Source organism: Streptomyces sp. NPDC007896 (assembly GCF_042959425.1).
GTDB lineage: Bacteria > Actinomycetota > Actinomycetes > Streptomycetales > Streptomycetaceae > Streptomyces.
Genome location: NZ_JBIBKX010000029.1, coordinates 1 through 19,491 on the forward strand (window position 1 = coordinate 1; position 19,491 = coordinate 19,491).

Genomic DNA, 19,491 nt, shown 5'->3' on the forward strand with positions numbered 1-19,491 from the left:
CGCAACCGCCTCGGGCCGCTCGGCCTTCTCCGCCGTCTTGATCCACTGCCGCAGCGTCTCGTGGTTCACACCCAGCTCGGCGGCAACGCGCGAGACGGGCCGGCCCGACGAACGGGCCAACGCCACAGCGTCGGCCCGGAACTCCGCCGAGTACTTGTAGGTCCCCACCTGGGACTCCTCTCCCTGGACTCAAGATCCAGTCTCGAGGTGTCCACGATCAAGGTGGAGGGCCCAGCAGGGCCGCGCCCACCAGGCAGGCCAGGACGAGGACTTGGAGCAGCGAGTTCTCGGCGAAGGCGCCCACGGCGCTCTCGGGAATGGCGTGCAGGATGAACGGTTGCGCCAGTGCGCCGAGGGCGAGCACTCGTTCCGGATTCCGACGGGCGGCTCGAGTTCGGAATCGGCGCCGGCTGGAGCGCTATCCACGTGACTCCGCATGGCGCCAACCCTGTTCGTCCGGCGGCGGACCGGCGAAGCCCAGGGGCCGTGAACCGGCTGCCGCGTCGTCTGCGTCAGCCGTCGCGTTCCGCGCCGACGAGGACGAAGGCCATCGTGACCGGTTGGTCGTTGCGGTTGCGCCAGCCGTGGCGGGTTCCGTTCTGGATCACGATGTCCCCTGCCGAAAGGTGGGTGCAGTGGCCGTCGTCGAGTTCGAGCACGATCTCGCCCTCGAGCACGATGGCGTAGTCCACGGTCGGCGTCGTGTGCATGCCGTCGGGCTCGATGAGGTCGGCGATGCCGGGCGAGTCGGCACGCTGCTCGCGGTCGAAGGCGACGGGGTCGAACGCCGGGTCGGCCATCGCGGATTCCGGCGGGAAGGTCAGGACGATGAATCGTGTGCCGCCGGGCGCCGGGAGCAGGCTGGTGACCTTCGGCGTGGGGTCCTCCCCGGTCCGGCTGACCTGCTCACCCGGTTCGGAGGCCCACGGCAGACGGGACACCCAATCCGGCAGACTGGTGAACTCCCGGCTGCGCGGGACGGGGCCGTCGCTGACGACAACCGACCTGCCGTTCTCGTCGTGGCCTGTGACGACTCTGCGCATCTCCCTCGCGCGCGCAGGATTTCGCTTCGCTGGCGAGGAAGGCCATCGCCGACCCGAACGTGGAGCTGCACGTCAACATGACGGGACTGGAACGATTTGGAGACTTCATGGACGCTGCCAAGCGCGGCCTGCTGGCTGGTGAAGCCGGCCATTCCACAGACTACGAGATGTCCTTGATCGCGAGAGCCGTCGCCAATGGTCAACGCGCGTGGAGTTCGGTAAAGTTCTATTATTCGCGTTCCGATGGCACCATGCAGTTCAAGCCGATGGATATGCCGGATCTGTCAAAGTTGGGGAAACTTAAGCCCGTAGACGGGGGGCAAATTCGGGTACTGCCACCACTGTTAAGGAATCCGATGAATATGGACGCCCACCGGAAAGACCTGTACCCGGACGTGACTGCTTCGGGTGGCCTTGGGCCAGCCATGCGAGAGGCAGCACAGCTGCGCGGGTGCGACACCGGGCTGGGACCGTGGGCCGTCGACGTCGTCAGCATCCAAACGGCGAGGGGTTTCCTGTCGGTCGATCCTGCGACCGAGAAACGCCTTTTCCGGTTGAGTGTCGGCATTCCCGGGTTCGACTGGGAGATCGGCTCCACGGGGGATCTTGGATTGCTTGTGGAAGCGGTCGCCGCATGGCGGGAAGGCATACCGCTCGACGAGCTGGAGGAGAGATTCGAGTTCATGGAGCTCGACGAATTCGTCGGGGCGCTCGAACGCGGAGAGCCCACCTCTTCGCAGTGGGCTGAACTCCTGTCGTCCGACTTCAACCGGCGCCAATGGAACCTCCTGCGCCGCCTCCGTGCGGATGAGGTACTGCGGGACATGTTCCCGACCATCTCGCACGGTGCCGTGCGCCTGTGCGTGGATGCGATGGACGGAAGGAGCCGTCAGGTTTTGGTGGACGAGGTGAACGGGGAACTCTATGAGGTCATGCGCGTAGGGGTGCCAGGGGCCAGCTGGGTCGAGGTGCCGGCCGGTGATCTGATCGCCTACCTGCGAGCTGCCTTGAACGAAGAGTGATCTCGCCAGATCGATGAGGTCGAACCCCGCCAGGTAATTCCTGGCGGGGTTTCTTTGTGCGTGCCCACGTGGGAGCACAGGGCGGCTTCAGAGGGCACGTCTGGGCGATGAACGGACGTTGTTAGTAGGGTTGGGGACTGGCGCGGTGGCTGATGCTCCGTTTTCAGTCCCCGCCGCTTCAAACCGGGCAGGCGGTTCTCCCGCACCCGGCTTTCCGGCATCGTTCACCGCCGTCCATGCGCCGTTGCCCCGCGTACGTTTCCGCGGTATTCGAATTTGAGCGGTGCGGGTCGGCTCTTACACTGACCAGTCGTCACGGTCTGTGCTTAGTGGGTTGGTTGGACCCTGGATGCAGGACGCCCGTGGTCCTGGTTGATTATTTCTGTTCTCTACGCAGAAGGATCACCGAGGAGCCACGGGCTTGGTCAACGATATGACGTTGCTGCTGGACCTCGACGGGGTGTCCGTCATCCGGGTCGAGCGGCTCGAGGATGGCAGGAGCCGGGTTCATCTGGCCACGGCGGACGCCTCGGCCAGGGCCTGCCGGTGTGTGAAGTGTTCGCGTCCCGGGCGAAGGGGACACCTGCCCGGGTTTGCGGGCTTTCGTCGGCCACCTGTTACGCGGGCGGCGCCCGAAGAGGGCCTCGCGCAAGGTCGGGTAATCGCGCACGACGGCGCGACAAGTGGCGCGTTGCAAGGGGATGGCGGGGCCCCGCACGTCCCGCTGTCATTTGTGGGGCAGGGTGAGGTCGGCGTCAGCGTCCGCGTTGACATGTCAGGCGTCGGCGAGGAGGGCGTGGTCGGGTGGGGTGGTGCCGGCCAGGCCCTGGAAGATCAGGCCGGCCATGAGTCCGGAGACGGCTGCGGCCGAGCGTGATGGAGCTGTCGGCGACTGGGCCAGGGCGGGGCGGCGCAGGGCGGCGAGGAAGAGTTCGTACTCAACGACGAGCGAGAGCCCGGATCCAGTGATCAGCGATGGTCTCGATCCCTCGCCCACGGCAGCCGATTGCCCGTCCCCGTAATGCCGCGGTGGCGTACGCCCTGGCGACAAGCTGCGCGTCGAGCTATAAGGTCGCCGAGTGGACTGGCTTGCCCCGGTGAGTGCAGTGATCGGCGGAGGGATCGCCGTTGCTTCTGGCTGGACGGAGCCGCTGGAAGCGTGAAGAGGTACGGCGGGAGAGAGACCGACGCACGAGTCTCTACGCCGACTACCTCGCCGCCATACTCTCTGCGCGCGAGCAGATATGGCATGCGAGCCGATGGCGCGAGCTGCCGAGGGGCGAGCGCATTGCAATGGCGCGGAACTCCCTTCGGGACTTTCGGGTCTACCCGTTGCGAGATCAAATCCTATTGGTGGGACCGCCAGCGTTAGGCGAGCTGTCTTACGAGATCGTCAGGAGGTTGACCGCGTATAGAGACGCCGTCATTGAGGACGATGACGATGCGGAGTTGGAGGCCGCCAAGTACGCATTCAACAATGCGCGAGACGCACTCACCATCGCTATGCGAACCGACCTGGAATCCTTGCGGAACTCTGTCTGACCATGGTGGGAGCCTGCGCCGTCCCTGGCTGGCGCATGTCCGCCTGAGTGGCTCCACCACTCCGGCTAGGAGCTGCTTTGGGGACCGATCATGGCTCCGTAAGCTCCCTGCGCGTCGGACGGTCTGTGAACCTGTCCGACGCGCCGGATCGCGATCTGGTCTCACATCGAGGTGCTTGTGTCTCCCTCAATGGAGATGGTTTCAGCGCTGTCTGAAGGGTGCTCGTCCGCCGAGGCTGCTGGCACGAGACGATCGGTGTCTGAAAGGTCCAGGGCGCGGTGGATGCCGTCGATGGGAGGCGAGTCGTTGTCCGTCACGATGATCTGCAAGCGGTCAGCGAGTGAGGAATGCGGCCACGTCGATGCCGTGGTCGCCAGCACCACCCTGGCGCTCCACCCGCACGTACAGGCTGTCCAGTGCGGGAACCCACTCCTCGACGAACTTCTCGAACTCGTCGGGATCGTAGGTAAAGACGATCTTCTCAGGCGACGGCATGGCCGGGAACTGCATGGCTGTTGGATAGTTGAGAATGAGCGACGAGGTACCTGCTCGGCTTCCTGCTCCTTGCGGGCCCTGACTCGGATCCAACATCTCCCCCTGAATGCCGCCGCCACATCCCGCTGAGGGACTCACTAGAAGTATCACTGGCGAGTTGTTCACGAAAAGACCACAACCGTGCGGATAGGAGCCAGGGGCCCGTGTGCCCCGTGGGCAGGCTTGTCCGCCCTCAGCCATGTCTACTCCGCAGGTTCGAATAGCCGCACCTACCGATAACCAGCGCTCCCTCGGCGTCCTGCAGTTCGCGTTCACGACCCCGCTGCCCGACCTTCTGCCCCGCCAGGTGACGGCCGGGTGCCGGCGCCGGCCGTGGACGTCGCCCTGGTGACGTACCCACTGGGCTGCGTCCGTCCGGCTTGTGGTCGCCATAGAGCCTGAGCGTTTCCCGTTGCTCAACTCAAGCCTGACGTACGGGGACGAGCCGGTGCTCACGGGCGTAGCCCTCCAGCAGCGAGCGCAACTGTCGGCGCCCCCGGTGCAGCCGGGACAGCACCGTGCCGACGGGAGTCCGCATGATGTCGGCGATCTCCCGAACGGTGAAGCCCTCTACGTCGAAGAGGTACACGACGATCCGGAAGTTCTCGGGGATGGCCTGCAGTGCCGCTTTGACGTCCGCGTCGGGCAAGTGGTCGAGCGCCTCGGATTCGGCCGTACGCATGCCCGTGGACATGTGCGACTCGGCACGGGCCAGCTGCCAGTCCTCCACCTCCGCCGTGCCGTCGTACTGCGGCCGGCGCCGTCGGCTGCGGCGGGAGTTGAGGAAGGTGGTCGTGAGGATGCGGTACAGCCATGCCTTGAGGTTCGTGCCCTCACGGAACTGGTGGAACGAGGCGTAGGCCCTGGCGTAAGTCTCCTGGACGAGGTCCTCGGCGTCGGCCGGACGGTCGGTCATGCGCAGGGCGGCCGAGTAGAGCCGGTCGAGAAACATCAGGGCCGGTTCGAAGCGGGCCTGGAGCTCCGCCTCGGACTGCGTCGCGTCCTGCCGTCCGCTACCGGGACCGCCGAGCACGTCGCTGGCGGTCAACGGCCGGTCGTCGTCACCAGTGCGTTCCGTCGTCGTCCTGCTCGCCACGGGATCGACCGCCGTGCCCTGGGCGACTGCGGAGTGGGGTTGTGTTGTGGTCATGGTGCCTCCTCAGAGATACGGCGACGGCCTGGCTTCAGCCGTCGATCAAGGGAGCTCTCGTCTGCGGCTCATCTGCCCGTCTTCGCGAGCAGTCGGCCGCACCGGAGGATTTACGGTCCCCTGTGATCGAGCGGCAGCTGCGTCACGTGTCCGGCCGACTCGAGACACGCAGGTACGTCGTGCAGGGCGATGACGACGGTGGTGTCGGGCAGGTTCTTGAGGATGCCGAGTACGTGTCGGGCGGTTCGGTCGTCCAGGCCCGTGGTCGGTTCGTCGACGATCAGGACGTGCGGGTGGCGGGCCAGGGCCCGGCCCAGGTAGACCCGGCGGAGCTCACCACCTGAGAGCTGCCTCCCGCCGGGGCCGACGGAAGTTCTGGCGGCCAGTCCGCTGTCGTTCAGCCACAGTTCGGCGAGGAGTTCGTCGATCTCGTCGTCGGTCAAGGCGGCGTCGGCGAGGCGCCAGTTGGATCCGAGTGTGCCGCTGAAGAGGTAGTCGTCGGCGGCAACGGCCACGACGGCGGGCCGGCCGTCGCGGCCTTCGGTTGCTTGCCGCAGCGACGAGGCGAGGGCTCGGAGCAGGGTGCTCTTGCCACTGCCGGAGCGGCCGGTGACGACAAGGGTCGCGCCTCGGGCGACGGTGACACCGAGGACGCGCCCCGGCCGGAGGGCCATCGGCGGAAGGAGGTAGTCGGCGAAGCCGATGCCCTGCTCGGTGGACCATGACCGCATCTCCGGAACGGTGGTGTCGCTCGCGGTGAGCGGCACGCTTGTCGTGAGCCCGCGGTGTGCGGCCTTCGCGGTGGCTCGGGCTTCGGCGGCGTTCGCCAGCTGCTCGGCCTGGGTCAGCACGCCGAGAGACAGCAGGGCGACGAACACGAACGTGGCGGCATCCGGTGCGCTGCCGGTGGCAGCCGTGGCGGTCAGAGTGGCCGTGCCGATCAGGCCGACGGTCAGCGTGGTCCGGTGCCTGCGCTGACCGGCCGCTTCCCGTGCGGTGTCGAGTCGGGTGAACCTCGTCGTCGTACGCGCCGCGAGCTGCTCGGCGGCGCCGAGCGATGCCAGCTCCGTCCATGCGTCGACGGCGGTGACGAGTTCGGCGCGCAGCGCCTTGCGGGTGTACTGCTCGGCTTCGCGGGCGGTGCCGGGCGTACGATGGGCGATCACCGCCATGAGGACGACGCCGGCCGCGAGTACGGCTGCCGGCACGATGGACGTGGACGCCGCGACGGCGAGGACGGCACCGACGGTCAGCGCGGCGGTGACGGCGACAGGGGTTGTGCACTCGATCAGTGCCATCCCGGCGCTATCGGCGTCGGCCATGCTGTGGTCGAGCAGTTCACCCGACCACAGGCCGTCCATCTGTGCCCGGTCGGTGGCCGCGGCACGGTCGAAGAGACCGGCCCGAGCGGTGGCGACCCGGCGCAGGGCGGCCGCGTGCAGCACCAGACGCTTGCTGTAGTTCCCGGCGACGCGGGCCATGGCGAAGGCACGCACACCACCGCTGGGGGCGATGTAGGAGAAGGAGCTGAAGGTGGCCGCCCCGGCGACGGCGCAGGCACTGATGAACCAGCCCGACAGACCGAGCAGTCCGGCGGAGGCCAGTTCGGCGACGACCGCGAGCACCAGCCCGCCTGCCGCAAGGGAACGCGCCCGCCGACCACGGACGATCGGGCGACGGCTGCTGCTCATCGCGCGTTCACCGGCCTCGCGTCGTGCAGGAGGCCGTCGTCGATCGCGAGCACGGTGTCGGCCGCGGCGGCCAGCGGGAAGGAGTGGGTGGCCACGATGACGGTGCAGCCGTCGGTGGCTCGCCGCAGGGCCTCGACGACCTCGCGTTCGCTGTCCGCGTCGAGGTGGGCGGTCGGCTCGTCGAGCAGCCAGAGCCGGGCTCCGCGCAGGAAGGCACGTGCGATGGCGATCCGGCGGGCTTCGCCGGACGACACACCCAGGCCGCCCTCACCGAGCCGGGTGTTCAGTCCCTCGGGGAGGCCCTCGATCACGGTGCTCAGCCCGGCGGCGTCGACGGCCCGCCGGATCTGCTGCTCGGTGGCCTCCGGACGGCCGAGGCGGATGTTGTCGCGCACGGTCGCGTCGAGCAGCACCGTCTGCTGTCCGACCCAGGCGGATCCGCCGAGTGCCGGCGCCTGCCGTACGGACGAGGTCTGCCACCGGACCGCTCCGGCCGACGGCCGACGCAAACCGGCAATCAACGACAACAGCGTGCTCTTTCCGGAACCGGAGGCACCGGTGATCGCGGTCCAGGTGCCCGGTGCGAAATCGGCGTCGGCATTGATGGTGTCGTGGTCGGCGCCGCCATGGCGGAACCGGACTGCTGTCAGCGACACACCGATCGGCTCGGTCAGCTGCGGACCGGCCGCCCGGATCACCTCGGCGGGGGTGTCCTTCACGATGTCACCAATGACGCCGGCCGCGAGCATGGCGCGTTCCCGCTGATGGAAGGCGGAGGCCCTGGCGCGCATCGGAGCGAAGTACATCGGACACACGAGCAGCACCAGCAGTCCGGTGAACAGGGCGAGCCGTGGTGCGTGCGGCACCTGCACGTAGCCGAGCAGCGACAGGCCGATGTACGTGGCGTTCACCGCTATGGAGAACGTGATGACGACGTCCATGATCATCCCGGACAGGAAGGCGCGCCGAAGCACGCTCATCGTCGCCTTGTTCAGCCGCTCGGCTGCCGCGGTCAGGGTTCGACCGCGCCGGCCGACCGCGCCGAGCTCGCGCAGCGTCCGCATGCCGCGGAAGCTGTCGAGCACGACGGCGTTCAGGTGACGGGTCGCGGCCGACTGCCGGTCCGCGCCATGCTGGGCGAACAGTCCCGCCAGGCGCATGTTGAGGGGCAGCAGCGCCGTGGTCAGGACGAGCACGATGGCAGCCGGCCAGTGCACCGCGGCCGTGACCGCCAGTACAGCGACCATGGACAGCGGTGCCGACCGGCGCAGGGGCGCGGCCTGCGCGTGGAAGTTGGCGACGTCTTCGGCCAGATCGACCATCGCCCACGCGGCCTCGGCCGGGCCCGTCTCGCTGATCCGCCCGGCGGTCGGCAACAGAGCCCCCGTCAACTGCTGCCGCAGGCCGGTCGCGACGGCACGTGCGCCCCGATCGGCGAGCGTACCGGCCGTCCAGCCGGCGCACAGCGCCAGCACGCTCGTGACGGCGAAGGCCACGAGGCCCCACGTCTCGTGCGCCGTGGCCCGGTCCATCACCGCCTGGGCCGTCCATGCCAGGGCGCCCCAGCGGGTGATCGTGAACAGCGTCTCCAGTGTCTGAAAGGTGCCCGACAGGCCGAACCAGTGCCGCCCCGGCGCGGCGCATGCGATGAGCCATGCATCGTCGTCCCGCCGCTTCCCGGCCGTGCCCGGCTCACTCGTCTCGTACATCTCATTCGTCGTCATGAGGGCGCCGCTCGTCGACGATCCACACGATGCCACCGGTCAGAGCGATGGCGATCATGCCCAGGGTGGTCAGCAGCTGCGAGTGGATCTGCCGGTAGCCACCGAACATCCCCTGGCAGACGAAGTAGGCGAGCAGGCCCAGCACGGTCCAGACGACCACGGCGAGCAGGCGCAGCACGACACGGAACGGCATGGGCAGCGACGACTCGTGGCCTGTGTCTCGGGTGGTCATGAGCGTGCTCCTGTGGCCAGGGGACTTTGGGGTGCCGGGGGTTCGTCGACCGGGAGTTCGGTGGGGAACTTTCCTGCGAAGGCCCGGTGGGCGAACACGTTGTAGGCCAGCACCAGCGGCAGGTTCAGGCCGATGCCCACGAGGATGAAGACCATCGTGGAGTGCGGGCCGGCCGCGCTGTCGACGGTGAGACCCGCGGGTACGAGTACCGGGTAGCGGGCCACGCCCAGTGCGAGGAACACGGACGCCGTGGCGATCACGAGCCCGCCGAGCGGCAGCGTGTCCGCCGCCCGGGACTGCCGCTTCCACGGGAACGTGACGAGCGAGGCGGCCGCTCCCCCGGCGGCGAACAGCAGCAGCCCGGCGAACGCCAAGGCGCGCCCCGGGCTGTCGAGGTTCAGCGGTGCCGCGGTCATGTCGACAGTGACGAGGACGACGACCAGCAGCGCTCCTGCGACCGCCGTGGCGACCGCACCCCGTCGTGCCGCCGACTCGCGCAGCCGTCCAGACGACTTGTACTTGCTGTAGGCGTAGCCGAGAGCGGTGTACGCGACCGTGACAGTGAGCCCCGACAGCACGCAGAACCAGCTGAAGGCCCCGAAGGCCGACCCGGTGTACACGTCACCTCGCAGATGTACTGCCGAGGTCAGCGTCCCCAGGGCAAAGCCCTGCCCGAACGAAGCCAGCAGCGACGCCACGCCGAAGGCGGTGGTCCAGCGGGGAGCCGGCGGCGCCTGGGACGCCATCTCGACACTCACGCCGCGCACGATGAGGGAGAAGAGCACCACGGTCAACGGCAGGTAGGCGTGCGGCAGGATCGTGCCGAAGGCCAGGGGGAAGCCGGCCCAGAGCGCGACGCCGAGCAGGATGAGCCAGGTCTCGTTGCCGTCCCAGCCCACCGCGACGGACTCCAGCATGTGCCGCCGGTGTGCGGGGTCGCGTTCGAGGAGGGTGGCCACGCCAACGCCGAGGTCATAGCCGTCCAGCACGACGTACATCAGGAGACAGATGAGTATGGTCGCCGACCAGAGGGTGGTGGTCATCGCGCCGCCACCTCCCGGGAGCCGAGCGGTACGGGAGGCTCCTGGGGCGCGATGTCCTCGGCGGATCGGCTCCGTCCCGTGTCCGGCAGGTCCTCCGGTGGAGGTTCCTGCCCGGGATCGTCACGTTCCGGGCCGATGCGCATGGTGCGGACGATGTAGGTGACGTAGGCCACGAGCATGATCAGGTAGAGCGCGGAGAAGCCGATCACGGAGAACAGGACTTCGCCGGGGGCCAGCTGGGACACTGCGGCCGAGGTGCGCAGTTGCCCGAACACGATCCACGGTTGCCGTCCCGCTTCGGCGGTGACCCAGCCCCCGAGGATGGCCAGGATCCCCACCGGTGTCGTCCAGAGGACGAACCGGTGGAAGCGGCGCGCGGTCCACAGGCGGTTGCGCATGCGCAGGATCGTGGCGGCGAACGCCGTGCCGAACATCAGCACGGCTGCCAGGAACATGACGCGGAAGCCCCAGAAGGTCGCGGCCATGTCCGGCCGGTCGGCTGCCGGGGTGAGCTTGAGGCCGGGCATGGCCGTCTTGCAGGTCAGGTCCTTGGCGATGTAGCTGCCGAGGCAGGGAATGTCGAGCTCGGCGATGTTCCGCGCGGCTTGCTGGTCCGGGATGGAGAACAGGACGAAGCCGGTGTCACCGTTGTCCCAGTTACCTTCGATCGCCTCCAACTTCGAAAGCTGATGGGGCAGTTCATGCCCGGCCACGCTGTCACCGAGGTAGAGCTGGACGGGCATCAGCAGCGCGGCGATCCCGAGCGCGATCGACATCGAGCGGCGGGCGAAGCCCTTCGCGCGCCCCTTGACCAGGTACCAGGCCGAGATCCCGGCGACGAAGAAGCTCGCCGAGATCAGCACGGCGGCCAACATGTGCGGCCAGCGCCAGATGAACGACGGGTTGAAGATGACACGCATCCAGTCCGTGGGCTCGAACCGGCCGTGGACGACCTTGAATCCGGCGGGCGTCTGCATCCACGAGTTCGCCGCGATGATCCACGTGGATGACAGGACGGTGCCCACCGACACCATCACGGTGGACACGAACATCGTGCCCTTGCGAACGCGGCCGTCGCCGTAGAGCAGGACGCCGATGAAGCCGGCCTCGACGAAGAAGGCCGTCACGACCTCCATGCCGATGATCGGCCCGATGATCGGTCCCGTCTTCGCTCCGTACACGCCCCAGTTGAGACCCATCTGGAACGTGATGACGGCTCCGGCGACCACGCCGATCGCGAAGCCGACGGCGAAGATGCGCCGCCAGAACCGGAACATCTGCAGGTAGACCGCCCTGCCGGTACGCCAGTACAGGCCGTAGACGACCGACAGGAAGATCGAGAGTCCGACGGTGATCGCCGGAAAGGTCATGTGGAACATGACGGTGATGGCGAACTGCCATCGCGACAGGTCCAGGAGACTCATCGCTGCTTCCTTTCGCGCAGCGCCCCGGGGGCGGGTGCGGGCTCACGCATGTGCGGTGGTGGGCATGGGTGCGTCCGCGTCCACGCTCGCGGGGCGGCGGGTTCAGGCGTCCACGCTCGCGGGGCGGCGGGTTCAGGCGTCGACGACCGGAGTGGCGGCCGACGCGGCCTTGGTGAAGCGCGGCAGGGCGGCAGCGCCGACCGCGAGCAGGGCGACGATGCCCATCTGCACGTACTCGACGCCGGCGAACGCGTGGGCGACGTTGTGCGGCGCCATGGTCAGGTAGAGGGTGCCGAGGGTGGCCACGCCAAGGGCGAGACCGCTCTGCTGCAGGGTGATCAGCACGCCGCTGCCGATGCCGCCGAGGTGGGTGGGGACGTCGGCGAGCACGCTGCGGAACAGTCCGGCGAACAGCATCGACTGTCCGGCGCCGACCAGGGCCAGCGGAACGGCCATCGCCCACAGGCTGACGTGCGGCCAGTTCCCGAGCAGGACCGTCACCAGCGAGACCAGTCCGGCGAGTTGGACGACAGCTCCGGCAGTCAGTGCCGCCCGGCCGAACCGTGTGATCACGCGGGGCGCGACCAGTGAACCGGCGAAGAAGAGCAGGGCCATGGGCAGGATCGCCAGGCCGCTGTGCAGGGCGTCGGCGTGCAGGCCGTTCTGGACGGTGAGGGCGAAGACGAACATGAACGCGCCGAAGCCGATGCTGAAGGCGAACACCATGGCCAGGCCGCGGGACATCGACGGCAGGCGCAGCAGGGACGGCGGCAGCAGCGGGACCTCACCGCGCTGCTCGGTGCGCTTCTCCACGACGTAGGTGGCGGCGCCCAGGACGACCGCGACGGCGAGCAGCAGCCAGGTCCACCACGGCCAGCCCAGGGAGTGTCCCTCGGTCAGCGGGACGAGCAGGGCGGTCAGGGTGGCGGCGAACAGGACGGTGCCGGGCAGGTCGATGCCGACCGGGTGGTGCGAGCGGGTGTCCGGCACGATGCGGGCCGCCACGATCAGCACGACCACGCCGATGGGCACGTTGACCAGGAAGATCGGCCGCCAGGAAGTGCCGGCGATGTCGGCGCTGACCAGCAGGCCGCCCACCAGCTGCCCGACCACGGCGGCGATGCCGGAGGTCGCCCCGTACAGGGCCACGGCGCGGGCCTTGCGCTCTCCTTCGAGGACATGGTGGAAGGTCGCCAGTACCTGCGGGATGAGCAGGGCGGCGGTGGCGCCCTGGACGATGCGGGCCGCGATCAGCGCGCCCACGCTCGGGGCGACACCGCAGGCCAAGGAGGCCAGGACGAAGCCCACAAGTGCCCCGAGGAAGATGCGGCGGCGGCCGTAGCGGTCCCCCAGCCGGCCTCCGAGGACCAGCAGGGTCGCGTACGCGACGCCGTACCCGGCGATCACCAGCTCGAGGGACGACGCGGAGGCGTGCAGCGAGGCGTCAATGCTGGGCAGGGCCACGTTGGTGATGAAGAAGTCCATGATCGGCAGGAACGCGCCGGCCAGCAGGATGAACACCCCCACAGGGTGCAGGCCGCCGGCGCGGGCCGTGGCATGGGGCGAGAGTGCTGTCGCCCCGGCATGCCGGGAGGAAGTGGTTGTCGTCATGGCAGCTCCCAGAGAGCGCGGATGTTATGTGCTCATAACTATGAGCACATAAGGAGTATGTGTCTATAACTACTTCCTGGCAACCCCGTACCCTGGAGCCGTGATGGAGGACCAAGCGCATCAGACAGGCCCGACAGCAGGACCGGGCCACGAGCAGCGGTGGGCCGAGCTGGCCGACCTCGTGCTGATCATCAGCCGCGAGATCCAGTTCCGCGGCTACACCGACGAGCGGGCCGTTCCGCTGTCCCCGTCCGAGGGCATGGTGATGCGCTACCTGCAGCGCGAGCCCGCCGCCCCGCCCAGCCGCATCGCCGACGCGACCGGGCTGCAGCGCACCAATCTCTCCACCATCCTGGGCGGGCTGGAGCGCAAGGGCCTTGTCGAGCGACGCGCCGACCCGGGCGACGGCCGCGGTGTGACCGTCCACACCACCGAACGCGGGCGCGCCAACTACGCCCTCGTCCGCCAGGAATGGGCCGCAGCCGTCTCCGAGGCCGCCGACCACGACACCGAACACCTCGACGCGGCCCTCACCCTGCTCACCGCCGTGGAAACCGGGCTGGCCAGGATGCGTCCGCGGAACCGCGCCACACGTCCGGCAGCGGAAACCTGACCTTCTGACATCCGCGCCGCAACCGGGCCCGGAGGGCGTCGCGTGCGACAGAGTGGTCGACATCTGCGATGACCTCGCAGGCAGTCGGCCACTCCAGCAGCAGTCATCGCGGCCGACGCCCGCGGCCTAACTGTCGTGATCCGCAACAGAAGTCACTGATCGTGACTCCCGCCACCCATCAGACGAGCCTGCACATCACGTCACACGCGCCCTGGCCGCGGGCCTCTCCTGGGGAGAATCTAATTCGTTCTTAAGGACGTTCCGAAGGGGCTGGCGCTCGGTCGGGATATTCGAGTAGGAGACCGTGACACCTTGGCTCAGCCCGGTGATGATCGCCTCGCTATAGGGCGGTGCGTGGTTCTGATGTTTGCGGTGGTGGCGGTCTCGCGGGCGCCGAACGGATGCCTTGAGAGGCCCGGGCGTGCAGTGCTGCCGCGTGCTGCTGATTCCCCTGGTCAGTACCACGCGGCTTCATACCGCATCTGGCTCATGACGGCCCGTGCCGGACAGTCCGCTCACGCATCGCGCACGCGTGGAAGGGGCCAGGCTTACCCGTACTGGCGGCGGGAGCGGCTCTGTTCGCAGGGTGTGCGCGGCCACGATGTCGGCGAGGGGATGGACACTGTCGATGATCCTGCGGAATACGCCCGTGGCCACCAGAGGAACCACGGGCGCGAACGGTTCGACAGTCGGTGAGCGGCTTCTGGTGGACGTCCGGATGCCGAGGGAGGCCGTTGCGTTTGGTCCTGTTAGTTCTGTTTGGTCTCGCAATGGAGGCCTGAGTTGTGTCAACGAGGCTGTCAGTAGTGCCTTGTAGCGTCGCGGCATGGTGCGATACGCAGATCCGGGGGCCGTTGAGTGGATCGAGTCCGGTGGTGGGCCTCTGATCGTTATTCCCGAGGCGTCACTGTCCGCGTGGAGGGGAGCTGGCGGGGATGACTGGGAGGATTACGACAGAGCGTGTGATGTCGACGGCCATGTGGGCCTGATTGCCGTGGGGCAGTCGCGTGCCTTGGTGCTTGGCTTCGATCCGGTGCTGCTCGACTCAGCCTGTCCGGGGGACGGGGCGTATGAGGACGAACGCTTGCGGGTCGAGATCGCAGCGGGACGTTACCAGGTGCAAGCCGCGCAGGTGACGCCCAGACCGCGCACCACGTTTTGCCTGGTCCAGCTCGTTGCGGTGGCCTGATGGGCAACGCGGCGGTTCAAGTGTCGCGCCAGTGCCCGACGCTGGCCAGTCAACCGGCGAAGGGGCGTCCGTCAGCAGCCGTTCAGCACGAACGCCGCCCAAAATTCAGGTGCCGTGAACGGGCCTCTGCGCAGGGTTGACCGCAGGGAGGGAAGACCTGCACGGCGGCGTTCGGCCGCCCGCAGGGATGAACCCCTCAGGCGCTTCCACCCATCGAAAGCGGCCAGGGCGGGACGCTGGGCCACGTACTGGCGGCGTTCGGTTACGGTGAGGCTGCGCATCCACTGCTGGGTTCGGGCCCAAGCGAGAGCAGGTTCGACGCCCGGCTGTGCGGTGAGCTCTTCGTAGAACTGGGTGATGAACAAAGCGCTCGGGAAGTCCTGGATCGACCACAGGGTACCGAGCACGCCCGCTGCTCCGGCGTGCATGTAACCGATAGTCAACGCATGCGACTCCTCAGGTTGCAGGAACACGTTCACGGCGCCGGACACACACGCGGCGACCACCACCAACCGCAGGCCGTCTCCCGCGAGGCGGCGGATCCTGGCGATGTCCAGCTGCTCAGCGTCCGCCAGTGCCAAAGACGCCCCGTCCACCGAGTCGTAGCGCATGGTGCCGTGACAGCCCAAATGTAGATGAGTTGCATGAGGAAGTTGGCCGAGCAGGAACCGGCCGGTGGCCTCGCCCCTGTAGGCAACCGCACCGTGCTCCGCAGGAAAGCGGGTAGCGATGTGACGCAGCTCGGCTTCCGCTGCGGGCAGCGGAAGCTGTGAGTGACTGGGGTTCGCGAGGCCGCCCAGGAACGCGGGCCTCTCAGCGAGACGTGCGGCCCGCATGCGCGCAGCCAGCCATGCGCCGGCCGACGGGGCATAGGAAAGGGTGTCGAGCACGTCAGACAGGCATATGGTCGTGCTCTGTTCGCGCCAGGTTGCGGCATGCCAAGCGAAGATTGGCAGAAGACCGCACGGTACGAAGACGGCGTTGGTGATGCCGACGTCCGTGAGGGCCTGCGCGAGAGGCTGGGCGATGGTGGTGCCGATCTCGGCGAGCACTTTGCGCAGCACACGTCGGTATCGCAGGGGGCTAAAGGCTGACCCGACCAAGAGAGCTTCACCGAGCCGTGGTTTTCCCGGCGTGAGGCCGTCGATGCTGCCGTCCTCACGCGTCCCAAATCCGAAAGTCAGCGTGAAGAGTCGGCCGCCGTTGACGGATGGGAGACCGACAGCCATGACCGGGGCAGGATGCGGATTCGGCGTGACGACCAGGACGCAGCAGCCGACCGGGGTGCGATGAGGTAGATGACGGCTTGACCCGGCTTGAGTGCCGCCCTGAGCTCGGGCAGGGACGGCTGTTGCCCCTGGGCGAAATCAGAAAGGCCAGGCAGACTTCGGATGGTTGCCAGAAGTTGCTGCAGCGGCGGCCCGGCGTCGGCCACGGGTGTACCGATCGGGGGCTCGGCCGCGCGGGGTGTGCTGCCCACGCGGTACCCCTGGCTGAACAGGACGGCATCGGCATGTGCCGCGCTGCGTGCCCTGTCGAAGGCCGACAGATATGCCTCGGCCAGTGAGGGGTCGACGGTGCGGAGGCGTTGCAATTCGCGCACGTCGGCTCCGGAGGCGGCTCGTAGCGTGGTGGCGCGTCCCACTTCCATGATGCCGACGGCCTGCTCCAGGAGCGTCTGAACCTCAGGGTCTGTGGGAAAGGCGCCGCGTACTACGCGCTGTTGGGCTGCGCGGAACATCGTGTAGGCGGTGAAGCGGAACCGGGAGTCATGCTTCTGCCCGGCCAGGAGCGGATCACGCTCGTCAGGCGAGGGCGGGAGGTCCTCGCGGCCCACTGTGTCTCCGCCTGACGCAAGGCACGCGGCCAGTGCGGTGACCGAGGCCCGGCCCCAGACGGCTGCCGGGGTCGCGCTGGGGATCAGCTGGGCGGTCGAGTTCCTCCAGCTCAGCGGGGTGCCCGCGGAGCTGTCCCGGCGGAGCGTCGTCGCCCGCCTCGTTCTGGGCTCCACTTTCCAAACGCCCGACCTGTTCTGGTACGCCGTCGGAGCCGCACTTGGCTGGTTCCTCCGCGCCGCAGGCCGAGGTCAACCAGCGAAACGGCGCACATAGCGCCGCTGCCAGGGTTCGCGGACCAGTGCTTGCGGTTCTTGGCGTCGTCGGCCCCGCACACGCGGGGGTAGCTCCAACATCGAGGATCGAGCGGCACGAAGGTGACAGTCCCTCCACAGCGCAGGCAGCAATCGGCGTCGTCCTACCCCGGTCTGCGCACCAGACATGCCGGTATCTGCACCACCTCAACTGTCAACCCGGTACTCGACCGGCCACGCTGCGGATGGCAGCCCCATACCCGCGCAACAAGCACATGGGACAACGAACCGGCCCGGAGACACCGTCGGCGTCGACACGCCTGCGCCGTCCCGACCCCTGCTCGACACCTGGATTTTTGTATCGAGCCTCAGGGCAGCCATCCCGGAGCTCGGCAGCAGCCTTGATCATCTACTGCGCCGCAGGTCAGAGGGGTTGGAGCTCCCCCGAGCGTCGCCGGACTCCAAAGTCATGAGCAGCGGATTCAGTCCGCTGAGCCAAAGTTGACGGTCCGACACCTCACGAGGGGAATTTCCGCAGGTCACAGCCCTGCCAGGGTGGGGCGGGTGGGACTCGAGCCCGCGGCTGACGGATTATGAGTCCTTCGAGGATCTTGGCGGCCCTTGCCGATCAACGCTCATCCTTGACGTTTTCGCAGGTCAGATGGGGCTATCCATGTGGGTGCTCCTCAGCCCTTGTCAGTCTGTTCCTGTCCTTGCGGCCTCAACTCGGCCTCAATGAGGCCCGGCAGGATCGCACTGAAGACCTGGAGGACGACTCGCGCCAGATCAAGGACAGGATGCGAACCCGCCCGCAGCGGATTCCCCTTCCAACGCGCAGAGGCTCCATGTCCAGTACTGCCACGGAACCCACGCCTCACCCACGTAACCCTTCAGAAGACCCCCGAGGGCGGCACACTGCGGAGTTCGGCGTCATTGGCCACGGCCCCGGCAGCGATACGCTCACCGCGAAGGTTGCCGACGCGGGACAGCCGCGCCCGGTATCGCCGTCGTTTTTTTGTGAGGTCGGCCGGTTGCTGCCGGGGCTGCGAGCCCTTAGCCTCGCGCTTTCACGAGTTGGGGTGTCCGAGGCTTGATCAAATAAGCCGAGAGTGCTCCTGACCTGCAATGATGGGACTTGTCTAGGGTCCTGTTGGCTGCACGGAAAGAAGCACTCTCCAGGTGAAGAAGCGTATCGGGTCGTACCCGGGTGTCCGCATCGAGGGCGGCGGCCGGACGGTGGTCTCGCAGGCCGGGGGCGTGCTGCTGGTCGAGACCGTCCGTAAGGCCGGCTTGGACACCGCGATATCAGCGGCGTTGACGCCGTGGCGGAAGCCTCGCGCGGTGCACGATCCGGGCAAGATCCTGCTGGACGTGGCTCTGGCGGTCGCGCTGGGCGGGGACTGCCTCGCGGATGTCGCCATGCTGCGGGCCGAGCCGGCCGTGTTCGGGCCGGTGGCCTCCGACCCGACGGTCTCCCGGCTCATCGACACCCTCTCGGTCTCCGGGGAGAAGGCCCTGCGGGCCATTCGTGCCGCGCGGGCTGAAGTGCGCCGACGTGTCTGGCGGTTGGCCGACCGGAAAGCGCCTGATGCGGGCGGGACGGTTACCGTGGACCTCGACGGGGTGCTGGTGATCGCACACTCGGACAAGGAGGACGCCGCGCCCACGTGGAAGCGAACCTATGGCCACCACCCGCTGATGGGGTTCGTCGACCACGGACCAGGCGGCACGGGTGAACCGGTCGCGGCCCTGCTCAGACCAGGCAACGCGGGATCGAACACGGCCACCGACCACATCGCCGCCGCTCAACTGGCCTTGGCCCAGCTGCCGAAGAAGTACCGGCGCGGGCGCCGGACGTTGATCCGGACCGACTCCGCGGGTGGCACCCACGACTTCGTCGCCTGGCTCGCTCTGCGGGGACGATGGCTGTCCTACTCGGTCGGCATGGTGATCACCGAGGCGATCCACCAGCATGTGCTGAAGGTTCCGGCATCGGCCTGGACGGCGGCCGTCGACGCGGACGGCGAGATCCGCGACGGCGCCTGGGTCGCTGAACTCACCGGCGACGTTCTGGACGGCTGGCCGGAGGGCATGCGGCTGATCGTCAGGAAGGAACGACCGCACCCCGGGGCCCAGTTGCGGCTCACGGATGCGGACGGCATGCGGCTGACCTGCTTCGCCACCAACACCTTGGGCCGGCCGATTGCCGAGCTCGAGCTCCGTCACCGGCTGCGGGCCCGGGCCGAGGACCCCATCCGCGCCGCCCGGTCCACCGGCCTGCGCAACCTGCCCCTGCACCGCACGGCCCAGAACCGGATCTGGCTGGAGATCGTGCAGATCGCTCTCGACCTGCTGGCCTGGATGCCGATGCTCGCCCTGACCGGCAAGGCCAGGCTCTGGGAGCCCCGCCGACTACGGCTCCGCCTGTTCACCGCGGCCGGACAGCTCGTGACCACCGGCCGTCGGCGAATCCTCCGCCTGGCCCGGCACTGGCCCTGGACCGGTCACCTCACCGCAGCCCTCGACCGGCTCACCCGACTGCCCGCCCCTGGCTGACCAGCGGATTCCCCGTCCCTTCGACAGC

Annotated in this window: 19 protein-coding genes and 2 pseudogenes; 6 read left to right on the forward strand and 15 right to left on the reverse strand. The window is 68.1% G+C overall.

Translation table 11 applies throughout. The features are described from left to right. From ACFZDJ_RS51000 to ACFZDJ_RS51010, 3 genes are all read right to left on the reverse strand, one after another. On the reverse strand, positions 1-168 hold a 168-nt coding region (locus tag ACFZDJ_RS51000; protein WP_391069915.1), incomplete at its 3' end, for a transposase. 49 nt (positions 169-217) lie between these two features. Then, positions 218-364: a hypothetical protein gene (locus ACFZDJ_RS51005; RefSeq protein ID WP_391069926.1), complete on the reverse strand. Its 147-nt coding sequence runs from the start codon at positions 362-364 to the stop codon at positions 218-220. Between the two features lie 148 nt (positions 365-512). Next, positions 513-1,043, reverse strand: coding sequence for a cupin domain-containing protein (locus ACFZDJ_RS51010; RefSeq protein ID WP_391069822.1), 531 nt, complete (start codon positions 1,041-1,043; stop codon positions 513-515). A 59-nt stretch (positions 1,044-1,102) separates the two neighbouring features. Between ACFZDJ_RS51010 and ACFZDJ_RS51015 the strand changes: the two genes are divergently transcribed. Further along, on the forward strand, positions 1,103-2,065 hold the full coding sequence (locus ACFZDJ_RS51015) for a hypothetical protein (RefSeq protein WP_391069824.1): 963 nt from the start codon (positions 1,103-1,105) through the stop codon (positions 2,063-2,065). Positions 2,066-2,840: 775 nt separating this feature from the next. Here ACFZDJ_RS51015 and ACFZDJ_RS51020 read toward each other — a convergent pair. The 3 genes from ACFZDJ_RS51020 to ACFZDJ_RS51030 all read right to left on the reverse strand — a co-directional run bounded on the left by ACFZDJ_RS51020 (position 2,841) and on the right by ACFZDJ_RS51030 (position 4,117). Beyond that, on the reverse strand, positions 2,841-3,062 hold the full coding sequence (locus ACFZDJ_RS51020) for a hypothetical protein (protein WP_391069826.1): 222 nt from the start codon (positions 3,060-3,062) through the stop codon (positions 2,841-2,843). A 706-nt stretch (positions 3,063-3,768) separates the two neighbouring features. Continuing rightward, positions 3,769-3,936 (reverse strand): hypothetical protein, encoded by a 168-nt coding sequence (locus tag ACFZDJ_RS51025; RefSeq protein WP_391069828.1) that lies wholly within the window; start codon positions 3,934-3,936, stop codon positions 3,769-3,771. Positions 3,937-3,940: 4 nt separating this feature from the next. Then, the gene (locus tag ACFZDJ_RS51030) at positions 3,941-4,117 is read right to left on the reverse strand and encodes a hypothetical protein (protein ID WP_391069830.1); all 177 of its coding nucleotides are present in this window, start codon (positions 4,115-4,117) and stop codon (positions 3,941-3,943) included. A gap of 271 nt (positions 4,118-4,388) precedes the next feature. Between ACFZDJ_RS51030 and ACFZDJ_RS51035 the strand changes: the two are divergent. Beyond that, a pseudogene (locus ACFZDJ_RS51035) lies at positions 4,389-4,498 on the forward strand (cobalt ECF transporter T component CbiQ); the annotation flags it as partial. A gap of 64 nt (positions 4,499-4,562) precedes the next feature. Here the strand turns inward: ACFZDJ_RS51035 and ACFZDJ_RS51040 are convergent. From ACFZDJ_RS51040 to ACFZDJ_RS51070, 7 genes are all read right to left on the reverse strand, one after another. Further along, a complete protein-coding gene (locus tag ACFZDJ_RS51040; RefSeq protein WP_391069832.1) occupies positions 4,563-5,291 on the reverse strand; it encodes a sigma-70 family RNA polymerase sigma factor in 729 nt (242 codons plus the stop codon). Between the two features lie 110 nt (positions 5,292-5,401). Next, complete coding sequence (locus ACFZDJ_RS51045; RefSeq protein ID WP_391069834.1) at positions 5,402-6,982, reverse strand: ATP-binding cassette domain-containing protein; 1,581 nt, start codon at positions 6,980-6,982, stop codon at positions 5,402-5,404. After that, complete coding sequence (locus tag ACFZDJ_RS51050) at positions 6,979-8,706, reverse strand: ATP-binding cassette domain-containing protein (protein WP_391069835.1); 1,728 nt, start codon at positions 8,704-8,706, stop codon at positions 6,979-6,981. Before ACFZDJ_RS51050 ends, ACFZDJ_RS51045 begins: the two co-directional genes overlap by 4 nt. Beyond that, positions 8,693-8,938, reverse strand: coding sequence for a hypothetical protein (locus ACFZDJ_RS51055; RefSeq protein WP_391069837.1), 246 nt, complete (start codon positions 8,936-8,938; stop codon positions 8,693-8,695). The genes ACFZDJ_RS51050 and ACFZDJ_RS51055 overlap by 14 nt, the downstream gene beginning before the upstream one ends. Then, positions 8,935-9,981: a cytochrome d ubiquinol oxidase subunit II gene (locus ACFZDJ_RS51060; protein ID WP_391069839.1), complete on the reverse strand. Its 1,047-nt coding sequence runs from the start codon at positions 9,979-9,981 to the stop codon at positions 8,935-8,937. Before ACFZDJ_RS51060 ends, ACFZDJ_RS51055 begins: the two co-directional genes overlap by 4 nt. Next, a complete protein-coding gene (locus ACFZDJ_RS51065) occupies positions 9,978-11,405 on the reverse strand; it encodes a cytochrome ubiquinol oxidase subunit I (RefSeq protein ID WP_391069841.1) in 1,428 nt (475 codons plus the stop codon). Before ACFZDJ_RS51065 ends, ACFZDJ_RS51060 begins: the two co-directional genes overlap by 4 nt. Positions 11,406-11,537: 132 nt before the next feature. Then, on the reverse strand, positions 11,538-13,016 hold the full coding sequence (locus tag ACFZDJ_RS51070; RefSeq protein WP_391069843.1) for an MFS transporter: 1,479 nt from the start codon (positions 13,014-13,016) through the stop codon (positions 11,538-11,540). A 103-nt stretch (positions 13,017-13,119) separates the two neighbouring features. Here ACFZDJ_RS51070 and ACFZDJ_RS51075 point away from each other — a divergent pair, with 103 nt between their 5' ends. Beyond that, positions 13,120-13,629: a MarR family transcriptional regulator gene (locus ACFZDJ_RS51075; protein ID WP_391069917.1), complete on the forward strand. Its 510-nt coding sequence runs from the start codon at positions 13,120-13,122 to the stop codon at positions 13,627-13,629. An 826-nt stretch (positions 13,630-14,455) separates the two neighbouring features. Then, the gene (locus ACFZDJ_RS51080) at positions 14,456-14,818 is read left to right on the forward strand and encodes an Imm21 family immunity protein (protein ID WP_391069845.1); all 363 of its coding nucleotides are present in this window, start codon (positions 14,456-14,458) and stop codon (positions 14,816-14,818) included. A gap of 71 nt (positions 14,819-14,889) precedes the next feature. On the opposite strand, the gene ACFZDJ_RS51085 is transcribed toward ACFZDJ_RS51080, so the two are convergent. Further along, on the reverse strand, positions 14,890-15,870 hold the full coding sequence (locus ACFZDJ_RS51085; RefSeq protein WP_391069847.1) for a CHAT domain-containing protein: 981 nt from the start codon (positions 15,868-15,870) through the stop codon (positions 14,890-14,892). Between the two features lie 128 nt (positions 15,871-15,998). Further along, a complete protein-coding gene (locus ACFZDJ_RS51090; protein ID WP_391069849.1) occupies positions 15,999-16,655 on the reverse strand; it encodes a hypothetical protein in 657 nt (218 codons plus the stop codon). Positions 16,656-16,701: 46 nt separating this feature from the next. On the opposite strand from ACFZDJ_RS51090, the pseudogene ACFZDJ_RS51095 reads away from it, so the two are divergent. Together ACFZDJ_RS51095 and ACFZDJ_RS51100 are read left to right on the forward strand one after the other, a co-directional pair. Beyond that, positions 16,702-16,929 (forward strand): annotated as a pseudogene (locus ACFZDJ_RS51095) (DUF2809 domain-containing protein); the annotation flags it as partial. A 1,157-nt stretch (positions 16,930-18,086) separates the two neighbouring features. Next, positions 18,087-19,463, forward strand: a complete 1,377-nt coding sequence (locus tag ACFZDJ_RS51100) for an IS1380 family transposase (RefSeq protein ID WP_391069850.1) — start codon at positions 18,087-18,089, stop codon at positions 19,461-19,463. The last annotated feature ends 28 nt before the right edge of the window (positions 19,464-19,491 follow it).

Bases quoted from the DNA above. Each gene is read 5' to 3' on its own strand.
- ACFZDJ_RS51065 (WP_391069841.1), bottom strand. From the start codon at position 11,405: ATGAGTCTCCTGGACCTGTCGCGATGGCAGTTCGCCATCACCGTCATG.
- ACFZDJ_RS51050 (WP_391069835.1), bottom strand. From the start codon at position 8,706: ATGACGACGAATGAGATGTACGAGACGAGTGAGCCGGGCACGGCCGGG.
- ACFZDJ_RS51080 (WP_391069845.1), top strand. From the start codon at position 14,456: ATGGTGCGATACGCAGATCCGGGGGCCGTTGAGTGGATCGAGTCCGGT.
- ACFZDJ_RS51075 (WP_391069917.1), top strand. From the start codon at position 13,120: ATGGAGGACCAAGCGCATCAGACAGGCCCGACAGCAGGACCGGGCCAC.
- ACFZDJ_RS51010 (WP_391069822.1), bottom strand. From the start codon at position 1,043: ATGCGCAGAGTCGTCACAGGCCACGACGAGAACGGCAGGTCGGTTGTC.
- ACFZDJ_RS51030 (WP_391069830.1), bottom strand. From the start codon at position 4,117: ATGCAGTTCCCGGCCATGCCGTCGCCTGAGAAGATCGTCTTTACCTAC.
- ACFZDJ_RS51070 (WP_391069843.1), bottom strand. From the start codon at position 13,016: ATGACGACAACCACTTCCTCCCGGCATGCCGGGGCGACAGCACTCTCG.
- ACFZDJ_RS51040 (WP_391069832.1), bottom strand. From the start codon at position 5,291: ATGACCACAACACAACCCCACTCCGCAGTCGCCCAGGGCACGGCGGTC.
- ACFZDJ_RS51045 (WP_391069834.1), bottom strand. From the start codon at position 6,982: ATGAGCAGCAGCCGTCGCCCGATCGTCCGTGGTCGGCGGGCGCGTTCC.
- ACFZDJ_RS51060 (WP_391069839.1), bottom strand. From the start codon at position 9,981: ATGACCACCACCCTCTGGTCGGCGACCATACTCATCTGTCTCCTGATG.
- ACFZDJ_RS51055 (WP_391069837.1), bottom strand. From the start codon at position 8,938: ATGACCACCCGAGACACAGGCCACGAGTCGTCGCTGCCCATGCCGTTC.